The sequence below is a fragment of the Hyphomonas sp. UBA4505 genome (assembly GCF_002388685.1).
Lineage (GTDB): Bacteria > Pseudomonadota > Alphaproteobacteria > Caulobacterales > Hyphomonadaceae > Hyphomonas.
In genome coordinates this window covers 160,889-177,322 of sequence record NZ_DGMZ01000010.1, presented here as the reverse complement: position 1 = coordinate 177,322, position 16,434 = coordinate 160,889, and the positions used below count along the sequence as shown (strand labels likewise).

The 16,434-nt window shown below is 57.9% G+C and carries 18 protein-coding genes and 1 pseudogene; 15 read left to right on the top strand and 4 right to left on the bottom strand.

The genetic code is table 11. From position 1 onward, the window contains the following. Window positions 1-108: 108 nt before the first annotated feature. The 4 genes and pseudogenes from B3527_RS06890 to B3527_RS16920 form a co-directional block, all read right to left on the bottom strand. Window positions 109-867, bottom strand: a complete 759-nt coding sequence (locus tag B3527_RS06890) for a hypothetical protein (RefSeq protein WP_155841860.1) — start codon at window positions 865-867, stop codon at window positions 109-111. Further along, entirely contained in the window at window positions 839-1,735 is an 897-nt protein-coding gene (locus B3527_RS06885; protein ID WP_146739683.1) for a hypothetical protein, read from the bottom strand. Before B3527_RS06885 ends, B3527_RS06890 begins: the two co-directional genes overlap by 29 nt. Further along, window positions 1,736-2,575: an SAVED domain-containing protein gene (locus B3527_RS06880; RefSeq protein WP_035552439.1), complete on the bottom strand. Its 840-nt coding sequence runs from the start codon at window positions 2,573-2,575 to the stop codon at window positions 1,736-1,738. Between the two features lie 45 nt (window positions 2,576-2,620). After that, window positions 2,621-2,941, bottom strand: a pseudogene (locus tag B3527_RS16920) (HNH endonuclease); the annotation flags it as partial. A gap of 212 nt (window positions 2,942-3,153) precedes the next feature. Between B3527_RS16920 and B3527_RS06875 the strand changes: the two are divergent. From B3527_RS06875 to B3527_RS06805, 15 genes are all read left to right on the top strand, one after another. Further along, the gene (locus B3527_RS06875; protein WP_035552438.1) at window positions 3,154-3,345 is read left to right on the top strand and encodes a hypothetical protein; all 192 of its coding nucleotides are present in this window, start codon (window positions 3,154-3,156) and stop codon (window positions 3,343-3,345) included. A gap of 97 nt (window positions 3,346-3,442) precedes the next feature. Further along, a complete protein-coding gene (locus B3527_RS06870) occupies window positions 3,443-3,811 on the top strand; it encodes a single-stranded DNA-binding protein (RefSeq protein ID WP_051602719.1) in 369 nt (122 codons plus the stop codon). A 51-nt stretch (window positions 3,812-3,862) separates the two neighbouring features. Then, window positions 3,863-4,321 carry a single-stranded DNA-binding protein gene (locus B3527_RS06865; RefSeq protein ID WP_290479185.1) on the top strand — a complete coding sequence of 153 codons (459 nt, stop codon included), beginning with the start codon at window positions 3,863-3,865 and terminating at the stop codon, window positions 4,319-4,321. An 80-nt stretch (window positions 4,322-4,401) separates the two neighbouring features. Continuing rightward, window positions 4,402-4,848: a putative toxin-antitoxin system toxin component, PIN family gene (locus tag B3527_RS06860; protein WP_273279171.1), complete on the top strand. Its 447-nt coding sequence runs from the start codon at window positions 4,402-4,404 to the stop codon at window positions 4,846-4,848. After that, complete coding sequence (locus tag B3527_RS06855; RefSeq protein ID WP_035552436.1) at window positions 4,845-5,069, top strand: toxin-antitoxin system HicB family antitoxin; 225 nt, start codon at window positions 4,845-4,847, stop codon at window positions 5,067-5,069. The genes B3527_RS06860 and B3527_RS06855 overlap by 4 nt, the downstream gene beginning before the upstream one ends. 214 nt (window positions 5,070-5,283) lie before the next feature. Continuing rightward, window positions 5,284-5,721, top strand: coding sequence for a hypothetical protein (locus B3527_RS06850; protein ID WP_035552434.1), 438 nt, complete (start codon window positions 5,284-5,286; stop codon window positions 5,719-5,721). Window positions 5,722-6,489: 768 nt separating this feature from the next. Beyond that, complete coding sequence (locus tag B3527_RS06845; RefSeq protein ID WP_290479184.1) at window positions 6,490-7,377, top strand: DUF2493 domain-containing protein; 888 nt, start codon at window positions 6,490-6,492, stop codon at window positions 7,375-7,377. 431 nt (window positions 7,378-7,808) lie between these two features. Continuing rightward, window positions 7,809-8,117: a hypothetical protein gene (locus B3527_RS06840; RefSeq protein ID WP_035552430.1), complete on the top strand. Its 309-nt coding sequence runs from the start codon at window positions 7,809-7,811 to the stop codon at window positions 8,115-8,117. A gap of 4 nt (window positions 8,118-8,121) precedes the next feature. Then, the gene (locus B3527_RS06835; protein WP_290480664.1) at window positions 8,122-10,485 is read left to right on the top strand and encodes a type IV secretion system DNA-binding domain-containing protein; all 2,364 of its coding nucleotides are present in this window, start codon (window positions 8,122-8,124) and stop codon (window positions 10,483-10,485) included. Further along, window positions 10,469-13,885 carry a MobF family relaxase gene (mobF, locus tag B3527_RS06830; RefSeq protein ID WP_290479182.1) on the top strand — a complete coding sequence of 1,139 codons (3,417 nt, stop codon included), beginning with the start codon at window positions 10,469-10,471 and terminating at the stop codon, window positions 13,883-13,885. The genes B3527_RS06835 and mobF overlap by 17 nt, the downstream gene beginning before the upstream one ends. Window positions 13,886-13,887: 2 nt before the next feature. Next, window positions 13,888-14,433, top strand: a complete 546-nt coding sequence (locus B3527_RS06825; protein ID WP_290479181.1) for a lytic transglycosylase domain-containing protein — start codon at window positions 13,888-13,890, stop codon at window positions 14,431-14,433. A 61-nt stretch (window positions 14,434-14,494) separates the two neighbouring features. Further along, entirely contained in the window at window positions 14,495-15,025 is a 531-nt protein-coding gene (locus B3527_RS06820; RefSeq protein ID WP_035552421.1) for a hypothetical protein, read from the top strand. Next, window positions 15,025-15,405, top strand: coding sequence for a hypothetical protein (locus B3527_RS06815; RefSeq protein WP_035552419.1), 381 nt, complete (start codon window positions 15,025-15,027; stop codon window positions 15,403-15,405). Before B3527_RS06820 ends, B3527_RS06815 begins: the two co-directional genes overlap by 1 nt. After that, window positions 15,402-16,097, top strand: coding sequence for a hypothetical protein (locus tag B3527_RS06810; protein WP_035552417.1), 696 nt, complete (start codon window positions 15,402-15,404; stop codon window positions 16,095-16,097). The genes B3527_RS06815 and B3527_RS06810 overlap by 4 nt, the downstream gene beginning before the upstream one ends. A gap of 115 nt (window positions 16,098-16,212) precedes the next feature. Next, window positions 16,213-16,434 (top strand): helix-turn-helix transcriptional regulator, encoded by a 222-nt coding sequence (locus B3527_RS06805; protein WP_290479179.1) that lies wholly within the window; start codon window positions 16,213-16,215, stop codon window positions 16,432-16,434.

Sequence of the window (16,434 nt, the reverse complement as noted above, 5' to 3'; positions counted from 1 at the left end):
GGAGGATTGAATGGCGTCCAAGTCGACGCCGCCCATGGCCTCGCGCAGGAATAATATCCAACGCGGCGTAAGCGGCTCAATTTTTCCTCTTCGTTCAACCCTCATATTCTACGCAGCCTCTCTGACGTCGCGCTTCTGGTCATCAACCCGCCGACGAGTGCGTTTTTGCCTTCTGTGCTCAAGCTCTTTTAATATTTCACGTTTCATACGTTTCGCCAGCCAAACAGGGGTGTTTTGCTGCTTGTCGAAAACAAGCTGTCTACAGCACTGCCGAACGATTTTTCCAGATCCACAAGGGCATTTCCAATGACCTTTTGAGCGATTGCTGGCCAGGATACGGAGCCAATAATGAATCTCGTTGATCTTGGCAGGAACACCCAGGATATCTGAATATGCATCAATCAGACCCGCGCCATAATGCTGGCGCTCTCCAGTCGGTGGAAACCGTTTGTGCGTTTCGTAATAGAGCTGCCCGAGGAAAAAGTTTCGCACGGGAATTCTAAGAAAGGTGAGGAAACGATCATCAGGCCGGTGGGCAAGCCACTCTTCGGGAACATACAGACACGCAGAACGATCGGAGTTTATGTGTCGATCTGGCGAAGTTGGAATGCGCTCACCCAAAACTTCTACGATCGGCAACCCGTGTGGATAGTTGCCGGGAAAGTGGATGCGAACCGGGAAACTATCGACGGTCTGTCCCTCGCTTTTTACACCGAACATGCCCTTTAGTATTAATTTGCCATCGACCTCTGTCAGCCTCAGCAAGGGCTGAGCGCTTAAAGCGGTGGTAATGTCGTCGAGGGCGCTCGGGCGTATCTTCCACCATCGCCGGGGGCGATTATCTCGCCCAAGGTTTTGTCGGCGCATCAACGGTCTCTGCCGCTCGGGTTATGATAGCCGCACTTGCGGGACCGAGATTTTCGGCTTCGCCAAAAGCAAGCCCCCATCCGCCCGAGTCGGCCTGGTTCAACATGGTGGTCGCGACATTTCTGAGCTCTGACCACACTTGTGTGTCCAACAATCCTGACAGATCATTTCCAGCAGGGTTGGCGGGATCTTCAATCGTGATTGGGGTCGACCGGTCAGCGATGATCTGGAGCACATGGGTAAACTGTTGATCTAGAGATTCTGCGGTTTTGCCTTTCAAGAGTTCGATAAGGACGAGATCGAGCGCAAACTGTTTGATATCGAGATCGTAGCGCACACGCGCGAGCTTGCCGAGTTTCAACGTACCGATAACGCCGCTAGTCTTGATATGATCGACATGGGTTTGGAGATTGGTTTTCAGACGCGATTTCTGGCCGCTATTCTGATGCAGATAGGCGTCGCCTCGACTCTCATCCACATATCGCCCAGGAACCACATCGATGTGCAAACGGTCGCCCCGCGCGCCATCGGCTTTGGCATAGAGACGTAGCGCACTTGTCTTGGGATGAACGAAATAGTCCGGCGACAACGCCGTAGCGACATTGTTGTAAATGTCGGAAAGATTCTCGCCTAAGCGGGTTTCGTCATGATAAGCATACACGATGATGTCGAGATCATAGCTCTCTTTGATCATCGTGCCTTTCTTCTTAGATCCACCATATTGGATCGAAATACTGGCTCCGTGGAATGCCGCGCGAATAGCCGCTTCGACACCCGCTCGGTGATTCTGAAGCTCAGCCATTTCGCGGCTGTCTGGCGAAATATGCTGCGCCTCCAATAAGGCTTGTAGGTCTGACGTCCTGCTCATTTAGTCTATCTCCATCTGGAATGTGAATCCGCCTTTGGCGGTGTCATTGTCATAAAGGCGAAGTGGCGCGCGGGCTTTCGGCAGACGATCTTTGCCGATCGATACAGCAATGGGCGCTGGGACCGCCGGGAAAATGGAGATGGGTTGGTCATCGCCATGCCGGGCGGCGATCTTGGACTGCGTCTCGTGCCAAAAGGTTCGAAACGCGATGAGGTCCCGCGCGCAGTTGAGGAAGGTGGGCGTGGGATCCACATCCTTCAGGGATATCTCATAGATTGTGTGAGTTTCAGAGATTTCGGCCGGTAGCGTCCCCATATCGATCTTGCCACTCAGGGAGAGCAGAATGGCCACAGGCGCATCTTCGCCTCGATCTTCCAGATATTCCAGACAGTAGCCAATCGGATCGAATGCAGTGTCTGGCTTCCAGCGCCAATCCTCAGTGTCGCGGTGGCGCTGATATAAGTCTACCGCTACTTTATCTCCGAGCTGCGCTCCCAGAAAGGTGAGCAAGGGAATTGGGCCGATCGCGAAGAGTGAGACATGTCCCGCCGCTTCTACAGGACCGGCGGTGCCGTAAGCGGAAGAGACCGCCCGATCGATGCGTCGGCAGGCGATAGATAGCAAATCTTCTTGCTCATCCAATCCGGTCAATGCCCCAAGATCGATTGAGGTCTGCAAGCCATCAAACGCATGACGCGGAAGAATAGCCGAAAACATATCCTGCCGGGGAATTGCGATCCGGAATCCACGAATCGGCGCAGCGAACGAAATGATGTGGGAAGCAAGATCTGGTGATGCATCAAGCGCGGCGTCGACACGGCGTTCGTGTTCGTCTTTCATCGCTCTCAGATCGTGCCGAGAAAACCATTCAGGGTGATCATCGATCTCCTTGTGACAGGCCTTGCACAAGGCCATGAGGTTATCGACTTCATTTATATCAGGAGGTCTTGGACCGTCATTTCCTCTGGGACCGCCTTCAGAGAAGGCGACAATGTGCGCACGGTCAGCAAAGTTGCCAGGTTGTTTGGAGAGGTGATGTTCAAATAGACGTGCATTGCAGCCCCGGCGCTGGCAACGACCGCCGGCGCGAACGAAGAGAATGGTGCTGGTGCGGTGTGAAATGGCACGAGTTGGCGTTACGCAAGGTGGCTCAATATCTGTTGCAGCAGATTCTGGAGAACCAGAGACTGAACTCGAAATCGCCATCAGCAGTTTCCCTTACGTATGCCGCAATATGATGTGGTTTCACATACCTTCTCATACAAGACCTGGTGGTGAAAAATGTTCACTCTTTGTGCTTTTGCGTGGTAGAAGCAAGTAAGACCGAGCGATTTTGTTGGCGAAAGAAAAGAGATGGCAACGGATAATAAGGGCTCAGAAACGGTCCAGAGCCGGCAGAGAAAAACACGCAGTCGCTGATGAAAATCGCCTCTCTGAGTGATGGGGATGCCCGCCGGAGCGTGGGGGAGGGGAAAGACCCGAGCTTCACGCTGACGCGTGAGCGCTCCTGCGACCCGATGGTCGCCGCGTTCCATCTGACAGGTCACCTGGTATTCGCAATCATCGCCGTCAGGCCCGCCTTCAAGCGTTCGGAGCCGCCGCCGGTTTAAATGATGGCGGCACCATCCAACAGGAAAGGGCTTCGCCTTTTGGAAGTGGATCGGCGGGGAACAGTCCCTTCCGGCCACAACACTAGGAGAAGACACCATGTCTCAAGAATTCATCCTCTCAGGGCGCTTGGCGCGGGACCCGGATATCCGGTCCACCCTCGCAGGAACCCCTGTCGCCAATTTGCGGGTGCTGCAAACGCGGGGCTATCGCAAAGGCGAGGATTGGGTGGAGGAGGTCGAAGGCTTCGATCTCGTCACTTTCAATGAAAAGCTGATCACGCGGGTGATCCAGCCCTTTTGCTCTAAGGGCAAGCGGCTGCGCATCCGTGGCCGGCTGCAGACCCGTAGCTGGGAAGATCAGAACAAGGTCACCCGTTACAGCACTGAAGTCGTTATTGACGATCTGAGACTGCTGGAGCGGCCCGCGCCAATGACGCGCAGCTCAACCGACCAGGATGCGGCGTGAGATCGCTGCATCCCGCTTTTCAACCCAATTCAACTCAAGAGGAGATCACCCATGTCTGGTGATATTAATGTCTTCGTCGTCGACGGCTATGTCGGCGCAGATCCGCAAATCAGTATCGCTCCGGAACAGAAAGCCACACGCGCCCGGTTCCGGATCGCCACAACCCGCAAATTCCAGAAGGAAAGCGGGGAGATCGTAGAATATACCGAATGGTTCTCTGTGATCTGTTGGGGCGAGGCCTATGTCGAAAAACTCGTTCAGCCTTATGTGAAGAAGGGGTCTTTCCTTCAAATCATAGGGCGGGTGCAAAACACCCGCTGGACCGATCAGGACGGCATTGAACGGTTCGGCGTCGAAATCGTCGCCGATCGGATCGACCTGCTCGACAAGGTGGGCGCGGGTTCATCCTACGGATCCGAAGATCTGCCCGGCGATGATTCCACGTCCGGTACCGAAACCAACGAGGCCGCAAGTTCGACGTCGGACTATTACGACGAAATTCCGTTCTAGTCCCTAACACCCTAAGGCAGCCGCCCGCTTTCGCGGGCGGCTGCTCGCATGGAACTTTTGTTTGATGATTGCCGTCGTATATGCCGTCGATTTTTATGGATCGCGTTGTCATTGATGCGAATATCTTCGTGCCTGCGCGGATGAATGCTCGCGGCGCGCCGCGAGCGGTATTACGCCTTGCATTGGAGCGTCAGATTGTTCCTGTGTTTGGCAATGCGCTTTTGCGGGAATATGAAGACGTCCTCTCGCGAGACCGACTTTTTGCGTCAGCCCCGGCCACGCGAGGCGATATCGACACGCTTCTTGATGCCTTGCTCAGCGTTTCTGAATGGCGGAGCATATACTATTTGTGGCGCCCAAACCTGCCTGATGAAGGAGACAATCATTTGATCGAACTTGCCGTCGCTGCAAACGCCGAAGCCATCATAACGGCGAACACAAAGGATTTCGCCCGCGCAGACCTCGTCTTTGAAGGCCTAAATGTCGTCACCGCGGGCGGCTATCTGGAGACTAGGAGCCAATCATGAGCACAATTACATTACGTCTGCCTGACACCCAACATGAGCGTCTGAAAGACCTCGCCGCCGCCAAAGGCGTCAGTCTAAATAAATTGCTTGAAGAACTCACCGCTCGGGTGATCGCTGAAGCCGATACCGAAGTGCGCTTCAGAGCCCGCGCAGCGCGCGGAAATGCGGCTGAGCGCTTGCGCATTTTAGCGCGCTTGGACGAGCATTACAAAACTGATTAGCCGCTCAGATACCGAGGTGTCACCGGTGCTTTTGGTCTGCTCTTTGCGTGGAGTGGATATGAGTTTTTCATGGCTGAATGGGCGTCTTCATCTTTTGCGATCTCTATCATCTAGGCATTGAGCCTTTTTGCGATACTGAACCGGAGTTAAGTCGACGCGGCGGGCATGTCAGGTCTACGAATGGGCGCATGTAGACACGGAGGCGGGGCAAGTGATGGGCATTGAACAGATGGGCCCTTTGGAGGAGAAAGCCGCCCGTCTGATCAAAACAGGCGATTGGGCGGATATCTATCCAGGCCTTACGCTCCTGGACATCAAGGATGCCGCCATCTTGCTCTGCCTGCCGCAGACGGTGATCTTGCAATGGATCGGGGAAGGCAAATTGCTCGCCTTGCGCAATTCAGCCCATCAGTTTCGTATTCCCGTCGATACGCTTATGGACCGGCGCGCCGCCATCCCCGGCATGGCCCATGTGATCAATGAGATTTGCAAGGGTTATCACAATCTCGCCTGGCTGTTCCTGATCCAGCCGGTTCCGGATGAAGACGGCCTCAGGCATGTGATCGATCTCTTGAAAGAGGGCGACATGGACCGCCTCGATCAGGCTGCGCTGATCTGGCATGAGCGCCTTGAGACTGGCCCACTCAGTTAAACACGAACCGCGCGTATAACCAAACGGTAGCCCGCCCGGCTCGTGCACATGGTCTGACGGGTTCGCCCGCTTTTTGAGCTGAGGGTAGGTTGGTCTTAGCGGGGTGCCAAATTGGTGATGAGCGCTGCGGTTCATTCATAGCGTGGTTGCCTCGTGCATCTCCATCATGGGCTGGACGCCTCCCTGCGCTTCGCTCCGGGCCGTGCTCTAGGCGCTGACGCGCCCCAAGCCCCGCCTGCGCGGGTCTTGTCCCTGCGGGTAACGATCATGCCCTCGGCTTTGCCTCGGCTGGCGCGGGCGCGTGGCGCAGACCGGCAAAGCCTGTGAAGGCCACGCACAAGGATTGTGAGTGACACTGACAAGCCGCAGACGCGGCTTTTTTCAACTGAATCCGACGGGCTGCTTCCGCGCTGTTAACCGGGCTGGGCCATGCGGCCCAAGTCCCGGGCGCGGGCCCATCGGATGGTCTCTCTCTCAACTGTGGTGGTAGTCTACCAAGGTGCAGCAGCGCCGCCTCAAGGACTGCGGGGCCCCACCATTTTTGTGATCCTCCGATCAGCCTGATCAGCGCGGACTTAGGATACGCGCCTGCAGGAGATAACAGGGCCTGGCGGCGCGATCGGCGGAGGCTCCCAAAAATCGTTTCCCCCACAGCGAAGCGCGCCTTTGGCGCGTCCTTGACCCGGCTGTCTGCGCACTTGGGTGAGGGGTGTCCACTGTTTTCGAAATCCGAAGACGGGGTGTTTTCCAACTAAAAGGAGATGTCCAATGGAAACGCAAAATGATGTCCTGGTCGGCGTGCTGGCAGCGATGCAAAACCCGCCAGGCATAGAAGACTTCGCCGGGGCGATCCCGCCCGATGAGGCGCTGATCCATATTGTCAGCGCCGCCTATGGCGAACTTGCAGATGCGCTCGAAGACGGCCCGCTGGCTGGGTCGCTGGAGCGGATTTTGAAAGGCTGGACAGACGTGCTTCACCGCACGATTGAAGGTCTGGAAAAGCAGGCCGATCGGGCCGAGCTTGACATGAAAGAGGCGGCCGCGGCGCAGGACTATTCAGAAGTCATGAGCGTCGAACTGGAACGCAAAACAGACCGACTTCGCGCGCTGCAAAACGCGGTGGAGGCGGTGTCGGTGATGCGCGATGCGGGGGCCTCAACCTACGAGGCGAGATGCGCCACATTATGGCGTCCCATGCACGGGTCCAGGCCGTCCTCAAAGATCATCACATCGGCCATGATTGACGCCCGGGATCTCTCCCGGTCTCGGAAGATCTTGGCCGCCGAAGGCCGGGTCATTGAGGGCGCGAAAATCGCCCTGTTCGGGGACCGAAATGACAGTGACTATACCAAGGTTGCTACCGTGCTCGACAAGGTCAAAAACAAGCATGGGCGTATGGCGCTTTTGCTGACCGGTCAGAAGACCGGCGCGGATGCCTGCGCCATGTCCTGGGCTAAGGCAAACGGCGTGGATGTGGTGATCTATAAACTCGAAGGTCATGCCTCTGACCGCTACTTCCGGCGCAACGAGCGCATGCTGTCTGAAGCCCCCAAAGGGGTCTTGGTCTTCAGTGAAAAATCGGCCTTCACACGGCATGCCGTAGAGACCGCACGCAAGATGGGATTGCCCGTCAAACGATGCGGATTGGCGAGCTGAAATCACCCTCGCAGACCAGGCGCGGCGTGGCCCGATCAGGGCTGCGCCGCGCTTTTCTTTTTCGGTCGCTCGCCGGGTGCGCCCTGACTATAGAGTTGACAAATCCGGCCCCGTCGGCATCTTAAGGGGGCTGACGTCGCGGGCTTTCCATCCGGTTCTCACCTTTGAGGAGAACTGTAGATGACCCAGACAATTACCTTTCCAATATCTTTGAAACGCTTTGAAAAACCCTCGACTCAGTGCGTTGTTTTGCAGCGCCGAGTGGGTTGCCGCCGTCGCGGTGTCTGGAGGAATGCACAAGACACAGTGCCCTTTCGGGCCTGTTTTTGTTGCGAAATCAAAACATTAGACGTTTTGGGCAGTGTCGACGGTCTGTCGACGACTTTGCATAGCAATAAAAAACTTAATAAAAACAGTGGGCGGTCTATGTGATGGCGGTCCAGGAAATCCCGGCGGGGAACGCCAATCGCATCATGTTTCGCGCCTCGGCGAAGACCTATTCGGTGCTGGCGCGCTATGCCGCCCAGCAAGGTCTGTCACCGTCTGTGGTGGCTCGCCGGATCCTCGACGAGGCGATCCATAAGGGTTCGGTCGAGGAGACTTTAGATCTCGTCGTCGATCGGCTGCTCATCTTGGATGAACTCGTTCGTATGATGCTCTCCGACGTCGAAGCGGAGCGGATCGGCGAGGCCGAGCACTTTGCCAGGTTGCGCGCGATTGAGCACAAGGCGAGGCGTTGATCCGATGAGTAACCGTCACTCCCCGAGACATGACACGACCAACAATTGGATGCGCACGCCGATGGACCGGTTTGTGCGCGGCGGCCAGACCATCAATCTACAAGTCCGCGAGACCATCCATCTGGTCAAGATCATGCTCTTGGTCTCGCTTGGGCTTGGCTTTGTGGTGTTCACCGCCTGGGTGCTCTGGACGACAGATGGCGTCGACCGGAATAGCTTTCTGAGCTTCACCCATATCAAAATCCTGGAAGCCATGAATGCCAATCCGGACCAGATTTTCTCCTGTCCCAAACCCGATGGCAGCCGCATCAATATCGAACTGAAATGGTGCCTCGCCGACCCGTCTGTCAGCGCCGGCTGGCGACGGGTGGCGAGCGCCGCCACGGACGCGTTCTGGGTGTCGCTCGGCCTTGCCGTGACGGCGATGATTTTCCTTTTCATCTGGTTCAAAAAGTTTGGCCAAGATTTGATCAAGGAACGTCGCACACGCGGCGCGGAAGTGGTCAGCGCCAAGGACTTGGATCACCTGGTCTCGCGATCGAATGCCAAACTCGCCACCAAGCCGTTTTTTGCAGGCAACAAACCCTATCGTCTCGCCGGGGTAGCAATGCCGCTCGGGGCACATCACCGCCATGTCATGGTCGCTGGCACGACGGGCACCGGAAAGAGCCAATTCCTTTTCGACTTAATGGCGCAGATCCGGGCGAATAGTGACCGCGCCATCATCTTTGACAAGACCGGCGCCTTCATTGAACGCTTCTACAATGAGCGCTCTGACGACCGGATTCTAAACCCGCTGGATGCCCGCTGCGCGCCCTGGTCCATGATTGCCGAAGCAGAGGTTGATACCGATTTCGACACGATGGCCCATGCCATTATTCCCGACGACAAATCGCAAGACCGGTTCTGGCCAGAAAGCGCCCGCTCAGTCCTCGCCACCGCGCTCGCTAAGTTCAAGGCGAAAGGCGTGACGGAGACGCGCACAGTGATCGACTTTTTGCTCAAGGCCAATCAACGCCAGCTCAACGCCTTCTTCGCCGGCACACTCGCGGCGCGCTCGATCTCAGGCGATCTTGGCAAGACCAGCGGCAACATTATGGCCGTACTCGCGCCCAGCATCCGGCCCCTGACGCTTTTGCCGGTGGCCAACAAAAACCCCTTCTCAATCCGCGAATGGATTGGCGATGATCATGCCGAGAATTGTCTCTTCCTCTCGGCCCGGTCCGATCAGATGAAAGCCATGCGCGGTCTGATCACGCTCTGGTTTGATACCGCGATCAAATCACTGCTCAGCCAGGAACGAAAACCCGGCCGGACGATCTGGTTCATTTTGGACGAGTTCGCCGCGTTGCACGCGATCCCTTCGCTGGTCGAGGGCCTTCAGGAAGCGCGTCAATATGGCGGCGCCTTCGTGCTTGGTGTGCAGGACCCGGCTCTGGTGCGGGATCGTTATGGCGCCGACCTCACTCAAGCGATTACCGGGCTCTGCCGAACCAAAGTGATCTATGGCACCGGCAATTATCACAATGCCCGCGACTGTGCAGATTGGATTGGTCAGGCCGAAACCCTGCGCGCCGAACAATCGATGACCTATGGCCCCAATGATGTCCGTGACGCCATCGGCGTGCATTCTCGGACCGAGCTCACCCATATCGTGCTGCCAGAACAAATCTTTAAGCTCCCCGACCTGCACGGCTTCCTGTCCTATCCGGAAGCCTTTCCAGTGGCCTCGATCACGATCGCGCCCTTTCAGGGCGACCCCTGCGCACCGGGTTTCCTCTTGCGCAAAACCCCGCCGTCGCCGGTCACGCCGCCAGGTGGTGTGGATGTGGCATCGGATGGCACTTTGGTGCTCCCTTCGCTGCCAGAAGACCCGGGCCCCGAGCATGGCAGCGAGGTCGGTCCGGCTCCGTTAGATGAGGGACCATCCGGGCCGCAACCCTCAGAGTCGGACGCCCAGGCACCACTCGATCCTGCTGCCGCCGCATTGCTTTCCCATGACGCCGCCCATCAACGCCGTCTACATCGCCTGAGACGGGCGGGAAGCGCTTCAGGCCCTGAAGCGTGCCTGTCTCAACAGGGCGCGCGCGGGACCCCTGAGGACGCCTCTGAGGAGCAACACGAGGGCGACGCAGCTGCGAGCGGCGGCATGGCGCAAGAAGCTGGTGAAACGCTGACCCTGTCGGATGATCCGCAAATCCTTCAATCCATTCTGGAAGAGGATGAAGCGGCTGAAGAGAAGCGACGCCAAGCCCATGAAGCAAGGTTGGAGCGTGAACGCGAGCTGATGGCGGCGCGTCATATGCGAGACAGTGTGCGGCGCGATCAGATCGACATCGCGCTTGAGCCTGATGAGCCGGATCTCTGAGAAGGCTATCGGCATGTTCAATATCGTTCAGGTCAAAGGAGATGATGCCGGGGGCTATTATGGCACCCAGGCCAATTACTATCTCGGCGGCGAAGCGCCTTCAAATTGGGTCGGGCAAGGCGCGGCGGCGATCGGTTTGAAAGGGCCGGTCGATCCGGCAGCGTTCACACAGTTGATGAATGGCGAGGTGCCAAAGCCGGGCAGCGATCCTGTCCGTGTGCTATCCGGCGTGCGCAAAGGCTGGGACATGACCATTTCAGCGCCAAAATGGGCGTCAGTTCTGATCACGCTCGGTGAGGACAAACGTCTTGCCGCCCATTGGCAGACCGCCGCAAAGCGCGCCTTTGATTATGTCGAACGGTTCGCCACCTATCGAGAGACCGTGAAAGGCGTCACGCGCGATGTAGTCGGCGCGAGACTAATTGGAGGAGCGTTCCTGCATGATGCCAATCGCAACAATGAGCCGTCCATCCATGTCCATATGGTGGCGTCCGCCATCGGGGTGACCAAGCGGGGCAAGCTGCGCGCGGTCGATCTCCAGCACGCCTACAAGCACGCCAAACTGATTGGCCAATATGTGCATGCCAATTTTGCGCATACGGCGCGGCGCGACGGGTATCAGGTTGGACTTGATGATAAAGGCATGGCCGTGTTGGAGAACGCGCCCGAGGGCCTAGGCGCGGTCAGCGAGGCCCTGTCGACCCGCCGCGACGAAGTTCGCTCGGAAATCGATCGGCTCGGCGTTGCGACGCGCCAGGGGGAGGTCGCTGTGGTGCGGGCGACACGCGAGGCCAAATCGCCCGATACAGCTGATCTTCTCACCCATGCCAAAGCCGTTGCCGAGGCCAAAGGATTTGGGCCGGATCAAATCCGTGCTCTGGTGCCAGATACGCATCTCTCTTTGAAAGACGCCATGGCCGCCCGCGTCGATGGCGCCTTGCTGGGTTTTGTCGCCAAGACGCTCGCGGAGCAGTCGGGCAAAACGCCCGGAGAGCCGTCATCAACGCCACCGGGCGACGCGCCGGGCTTTGCGAAGCGCTTGGTGCGGCTCGCAGGCGCCGCGATCACCGAGATCTGGGCGCAGCTGAGCGATCAGTCGCGCAGCACCGACAAATACGCCCGGACCGGCTATCCGGCGCCTCAGCTCTCAGATAGCAGACCGCGCCCCGATGTTTTTCGGCCCCCCGAAGACTATCCTGCCACACGCCTCGCGGCGCGCCATGAACTCGCTTATCAAATCCGTAGGGTTTCTGAACGCCAGGCCGCTTTCACTTTGCACGATGTGGTCTTGCCGACTTTGATCTCGGGCCTGAATGAAGACTTGCCCGGCGTGACTGAGACGCAAGTTCTAGGTGCGGCGCGAGACTTTGTTTCCGAAGGCCTGCTTGTCGTCGGGCGGGATCGTAAATCCCTCTACACCGCAACCGGTCTCGAGCTGGAACGCGAGCAAAGGATTCACGAACATACTGAAAGGGGCAAAGGCCAGTCGGTTCCGGTGCTTGCGCCAGACCCCGCTCAACGGGCCATCCATGCCTATGAGGCGGATGCCCACAAGCTGACAGATGGGCAGCGCCAGCTGGTCACCGCGATCTTGTCCTCCAAAGATCGGTTCGTCTCGGTCCAAGGCGTTGCTGGCACGGGCAAGACAACCGCGCTGCGGGCGGCGCAAAGCATCCTGAAAAGTAATACAAAGGCGACTGGCCATGTGCGCCTCTACGGCGTCGCCAATACCAAATCCGCCCGTGACGAAGTCCGCGCGCAGGGGATTGAAGCGCGCACCACAGCCTCCTTCCTGTCGCGCTTCACCCGCTACTTTCATACCGGCGTGCTTCCGACAGGCGAAGACAAGGCCGATTGGGAAAACACGGTCTTGCTGTTTGATGAAGCGTCCTTTGCCGGGAACGCCGACATGGAAGCCGCCATGGCGATCGCTGATAAGTTAGGCGTGCGCGGCTTTGTGGCCCAAGGCGACCGCGATCAATTACCCGCCATTCCCGCAGGCAATGTGCCCGATCTTATTTCTAAGCTGAGCCATGGCTTTACCGTCACCCTGTCCGACATTGTTCGCCAGACAAATCCAGATCTTCGCGAGGCGATTGAACAGTTGGTTGGGGCGAAGCCCGTTTCGGGCGCGCCGAATACCTATAAGCCAATCGGCGGACCGCGTGATGTGACGACACGGCTTTCCAAAGCGGTCGCAGCTTGGACAAAAGCCGATGCGATTACAGATCTCGGACTTGAGCGGGCAAGGGATAAAGACAGCCGCGCGGAGCAGCTTCAAGCCATCGCGGCCAGCGTTGCCGGGAAATGGCAGGCGCTGTCGCCACAAGAGCGCGCCGAAACCCTCGTCGTGTTTCCAACCCATGAATTGCGGGCGCTCTTTCATGATGAAGTTCGCCAAACGCTCAAGCAAGAAGGCGAAATCATTGGCGAGGACAAAGACCGGCAGGTCTTAAGGCCCAAACCCATGGGGCAGGCTGAAAAAGACCGCGCCGGAAACTATTCCAGCGGGGATGTGCTTGTCTTTTCCCAAATGGTGAGACGTATCGGGGCGCGGCCTGGCGCCCGCTTCAGCGTGGACCAGGTCGACCGGGACGCGAACCAGCTGGCTTTGCGCGATACGAAGGGCGAGCCTCATACGCTGTCCCTGTCGGATGGCCGTTCAAAGCTGCCTCGATTTGAAGTCTTTCGTGAAACCAGCGCCGCGTTCGCAATCGGTGACCGTATCCGAATTCTTCCCGGCGATCCCCGCAATCTCGCTGACGGGCTGACCGATTTGACGATCACTGGCGAAGACGGGCGCGGCCTGGAAGTCACCGGGCGGGTGTCCGAGCCGGGCGAGGACACCGCTGGAGAGACCCGGACGCTGCGTCTGCAAGCCGGGTCCACCACCGCCATGATGATCGATCATGATTATTCGCGCACCGTCTATGCCGCTCAGGGCCTCAGCGCGCTCCGCGTTTTGGCGGGCTTTCATAGCCAGTCCATCATGACCTCTTTCGCCAATCTCTACGTCATTGGATCGCGCGCCAAAGAAGCGCTCAGTATCATCACGGACAGCCTTGAGCGCGCGATGGACGCCGTGGCGCACAATCCCGGCATCCAGATGAGCGCCCATACGGCTATGGATCATCTCGAAGTCGAACACTTTATCGACCGGGCCCGGACCGAAATGGACGCGGCGCGCCAACACGCCAACCCCGATTTCGACGAATCACCGGCAGAGCCGGACATGGGCGCTCGTGTCCGCGAAGATAGAGCGGAGGGCACACCCGGCGGCGGCGCGTCTGAGACGCCCATGTCGGAGGAGCGGCCCGCCGATCTCGACCGCGATCACGAACTCGAACTTGAAGACGAAGTCACCCCGGACCTGCAGCCTGATCGGGAGGTGGGAGATTGAAAGTGCTTTTGATCACTCTCGCTCTCTGGATGAGCGCCGCTCAGGCATTCGCTGAACCGATCAGGCCGTGGTGGGTGGAGGGGGCGTTCGCCTCTGCTGACCTTGCGCCATTGTCCCGGCCCAGCGCGCAGCCAGCAGCATTGCCAGAACGATTGCCATCGGTGCTCACGCTTATTCAGCGCGCTGCTGACTTGCATGGCGTTGATGCTGATCTATTGCGCGCGCTCGTCGCTCAGGAAAGCGCCTATGATCCAGGCGCGGTTTCAGAAGACGGCGCGATCGGGCTTGGTCAGCTGATGCCCGTCGTCGCCAATTGGTGCGGGGTCACAAATCGCTTCCACCGCGTCCAGAACATTGACTGCGCCGCCAGGCACTTACGTGTTCTGCTGAGCAAATATCGCGGCGATGAACGCCTCGCGCTCGCCGCCTATAATGCCGGCGAGCCTGCGGTCGATCGATGCCGCTGCGTGCCGAGCTATCCTGAAACACAGGACTATGTCGCGCGCGTGCTCGTCCTTCGCAGCGCTTCGAGCGGGGACGCCTCATGACCCGTTCCCCACGCCTGTCTTCGCCATGCCTTCCCGCAACGCTCACGCAAAGGAGCCCCTTATGACCGACACCTCGCATCCGCCAGATCGCCCTTTGGCCGCGATCGCTGCCATGACGGCCTATGTGGCGCGCTGGCCGTTTCGCCATGTTCACGGATCAGATTGGCTGCGTGAGAGATTCTCAGTCTCGCTCACTGAAGTGAGTTCAAGAACCATTGCCCGAACATATGGGCTCTATTTCAGGGACAGTGAAAGCCCGCCCAAAGTCGAGGATTTACGGCTCGTCACGCTCATGCAGACCCTAATTCTCGCGACCCTGATGGCTCTGATCTGGCTGAGCTGGACGATGACCGATGATTATGTCCTGCCGGCTCTGATGGCGTTCAGCGTTTTTCATCTTGTCCCATCGCGTCAGGATTTCCTCACTGAAGGGAGGTTGGCTGACCGTGTTCCATCCTGGTTGACCCCAATCACTGGCGCTTTGTCTTTCGTCGTGTCTCTTCCAGGCATGCTGATCGCGCTCCCCGCAGCCATTGTCTGGGGCGTGATCGGAACCCTAAAGCTGAAAGCGGCGAAAGGGGGGATAAGCTGATGCCGACCGGATTTCTCGCAAGCGCTTTGGTGCCGGCCTTCTGTGAGGAAGCCATCCGGTCGAGCTATCTCTTCTATTTGGGGGATCGCGGACGGCGGCGACGGGTTGTTCTATCCTTGGCCGCGGTGTTCGTCATTGGAGAGCTCTTGTATGATCTCTCACTCTTTCCTGCGGCACGGGCTGAAGTCGGCGATCAATTGGCGATCATACTATTGCTTGTCGCCTTGACCAGTGGAGCCGCGCTCCATATCGCGCTGACCTTTTGGACGGCGGCCCGGCAGCGACGCGGCGCGGGCGTCTGGCTCGTCTTTGCGATCGCCCTCATCGCTCATGGCCTCTTCAATCTAGCAGGGATTGGCCTAGTCGGAATGCTAGCATGAATATCCGCTGCATCCTCATCCTTTCGCTTATTATGAGTGCAAGCGCCGGCGCGCTCGGACTGTTATATGGCATAGGCGCGGGCGGCGGGGCAGTGCTTATGGGCTATGCGATCTGTCTTGGGATCGCAGCATTGGCTTTACGATACGTATCCGGAAATCCAGAGCTCGCCAGCGACCCGCATGCTCATGGTTCGGATGAATTCGTCTCCTCTGGGCACCAAGCATGCACCAGCGAAAGAGGACAGATTGTTTTACCCAAAGCGGTAGAGGCCAAGACAATGGCGTGCGCGGTTCAAGAGCCTGAGGTGCGCAGCACGTCCACACGCGCAGAGATGAGCGCCGTTCAACAGGTGCTGGACCTGGACGGCATGGCAGAGCTGCGCACACAGGAAACGGTCAATGGCGTCTGGATCATTACCGAAGCCAGCGACATGGCGTTAGGAGCCATTGAAGCGGCCTGTTTGAAAACACTAGATCCAAGCAACAATGATGAGACCCGGGTCCGGCGTTGGTTTGAAATAATCGCAAGTTTGCGCGCTGTGGATCGCCGGGCTTTCCCGAAAGCCGAACTGCGCCGCAGTCATGTTGCTGAGCAGCAGGGCGTCAGCAAAGAACAAGTTCGCCAAATCGATCAGGGTCGATATGCGCCGCTCAACAAACTATTGGAAGCGATCGAGCCAGCGATCTTATGAATGTTGCCAGTACCCTGTGTTTATAGACCATTACCCCCGAATTACCTCCGTTTTAGCGCGACACATCCTTGTCCATGGCGTCACACTGAGCCCGTCCAAACAAGGAGAATGAGTGATGACTGGGCAAGTAAAGTTACTGACCGCGAAAGAAGTTCTGGTGATGACCGGATATAAAAGCCGCACCACTTTGTGGCGAAGGGTCAAATCCGGTGAATTCCCGGCGCCCATCGCGCTCAGTGCGAATGCGACGCGCTGGAAGAGCGAAGAGGTCGAGGCTTGGGTCGAGGCGCTGCCCGCCATTGGTTATGGGCGGCCGGTTGGTGAACCAAGCACTTGA

What these genes read in the sequence shown, in the direction of transcription:
- B3527_RS06870 (WP_051602719.1), top strand. Translation starts at nt 3,443, where the DNA reads ATGTCTCAAGAATTCATCCTCTCAGGGCGCTTGGCGCGGGACCCGGAT.
- B3527_RS06810 (WP_035552417.1), top strand. Translation starts at nt 15,402, where the DNA reads ATGAATATCCGCTGCATCCTCATCCTTTCGCTTATTATGAGTGCAAGC.
- B3527_RS06855 (WP_035552436.1), top strand. Translation starts at nt 4,845, where the DNA reads ATGAGCACAATTACATTACGTCTGCCTGACACCCAACATGAGCGTCTG.
- B3527_RS06835 (WP_290480664.1), top strand. Translation starts at nt 8,122, where the DNA reads ATGAGTAACCGTCACTCCCCGAGACATGACACGACCAACAATTGGATG.
- B3527_RS06865 (WP_290479185.1), top strand. Translation starts at nt 3,863, where the DNA reads ATGTCTGGTGATATTAATGTCTTCGTCGTCGACGGCTATGTCGGCGCA.
- mobF (WP_290479182.1), top strand. Translation starts at nt 10,469, where the DNA reads ATGAGCCGGATCTCTGAGAAGGCTATCGGCATGTTCAATATCGTTCAG.
- B3527_RS06875 (WP_035552438.1), top strand. Translation starts at nt 3,154, where the DNA reads ATGAAAATCGCCTCTCTGAGTGATGGGGATGCCCGCCGGAGCGTGGGG.
- B3527_RS06880 (WP_035552439.1), bottom strand. Translation starts at nt 2,575, where the DNA reads ATGAAAGACGAACACGAACGCCGTGTCGACGCCGCGCTTGATGCATCA.
- B3527_RS06890 (WP_155841860.1), bottom strand. Translation starts at nt 867, where the DNA reads ATGCGCCGACAAAACCTTGGGCGAGATAATCGCCCCCGGCGATGGTGG.
- B3527_RS06815 (WP_035552419.1), top strand. Translation starts at nt 15,025, where the DNA reads ATGCCGACCGGATTTCTCGCAAGCGCTTTGGTGCCGGCCTTCTGTGAG.
- B3527_RS06850 (WP_035552434.1), top strand. Translation starts at nt 5,284, where the DNA reads ATGGGCATTGAACAGATGGGCCCTTTGGAGGAGAAAGCCGCCCGTCTG.
- B3527_RS06860 (WP_273279171.1), top strand. Translation starts at nt 4,402, where the DNA reads ATGCCGTCGATTTTTATGGATCGCGTTGTCATTGATGCGAATATCTTC.
- B3527_RS06820 (WP_035552421.1), top strand. Translation starts at nt 14,495, where the DNA reads ATGACCGACACCTCGCATCCGCCAGATCGCCCTTTGGCCGCGATCGCT.
- B3527_RS06845 (WP_290479184.1), top strand. Translation starts at nt 6,490, where the DNA reads ATGGAAACGCAAAATGATGTCCTGGTCGGCGTGCTGGCAGCGATGCAA.
- B3527_RS06805 (WP_290479179.1), top strand. Translation starts at nt 16,213, where the DNA reads ATGACTGGGCAAGTAAAGTTACTGACCGCGAAAGAAGTTCTGGTGATG.
- B3527_RS06840 (WP_035552430.1), top strand. Translation starts at nt 7,809, where the DNA reads ATGGCGGTCCAGGAAATCCCGGCGGGGAACGCCAATCGCATCATGTTT.
- B3527_RS06885 (WP_146739683.1), bottom strand. Translation starts at nt 1,735, where the DNA reads ATGAGCAGGACGTCAGACCTACAAGCCTTATTGGAGGCGCAGCATATT.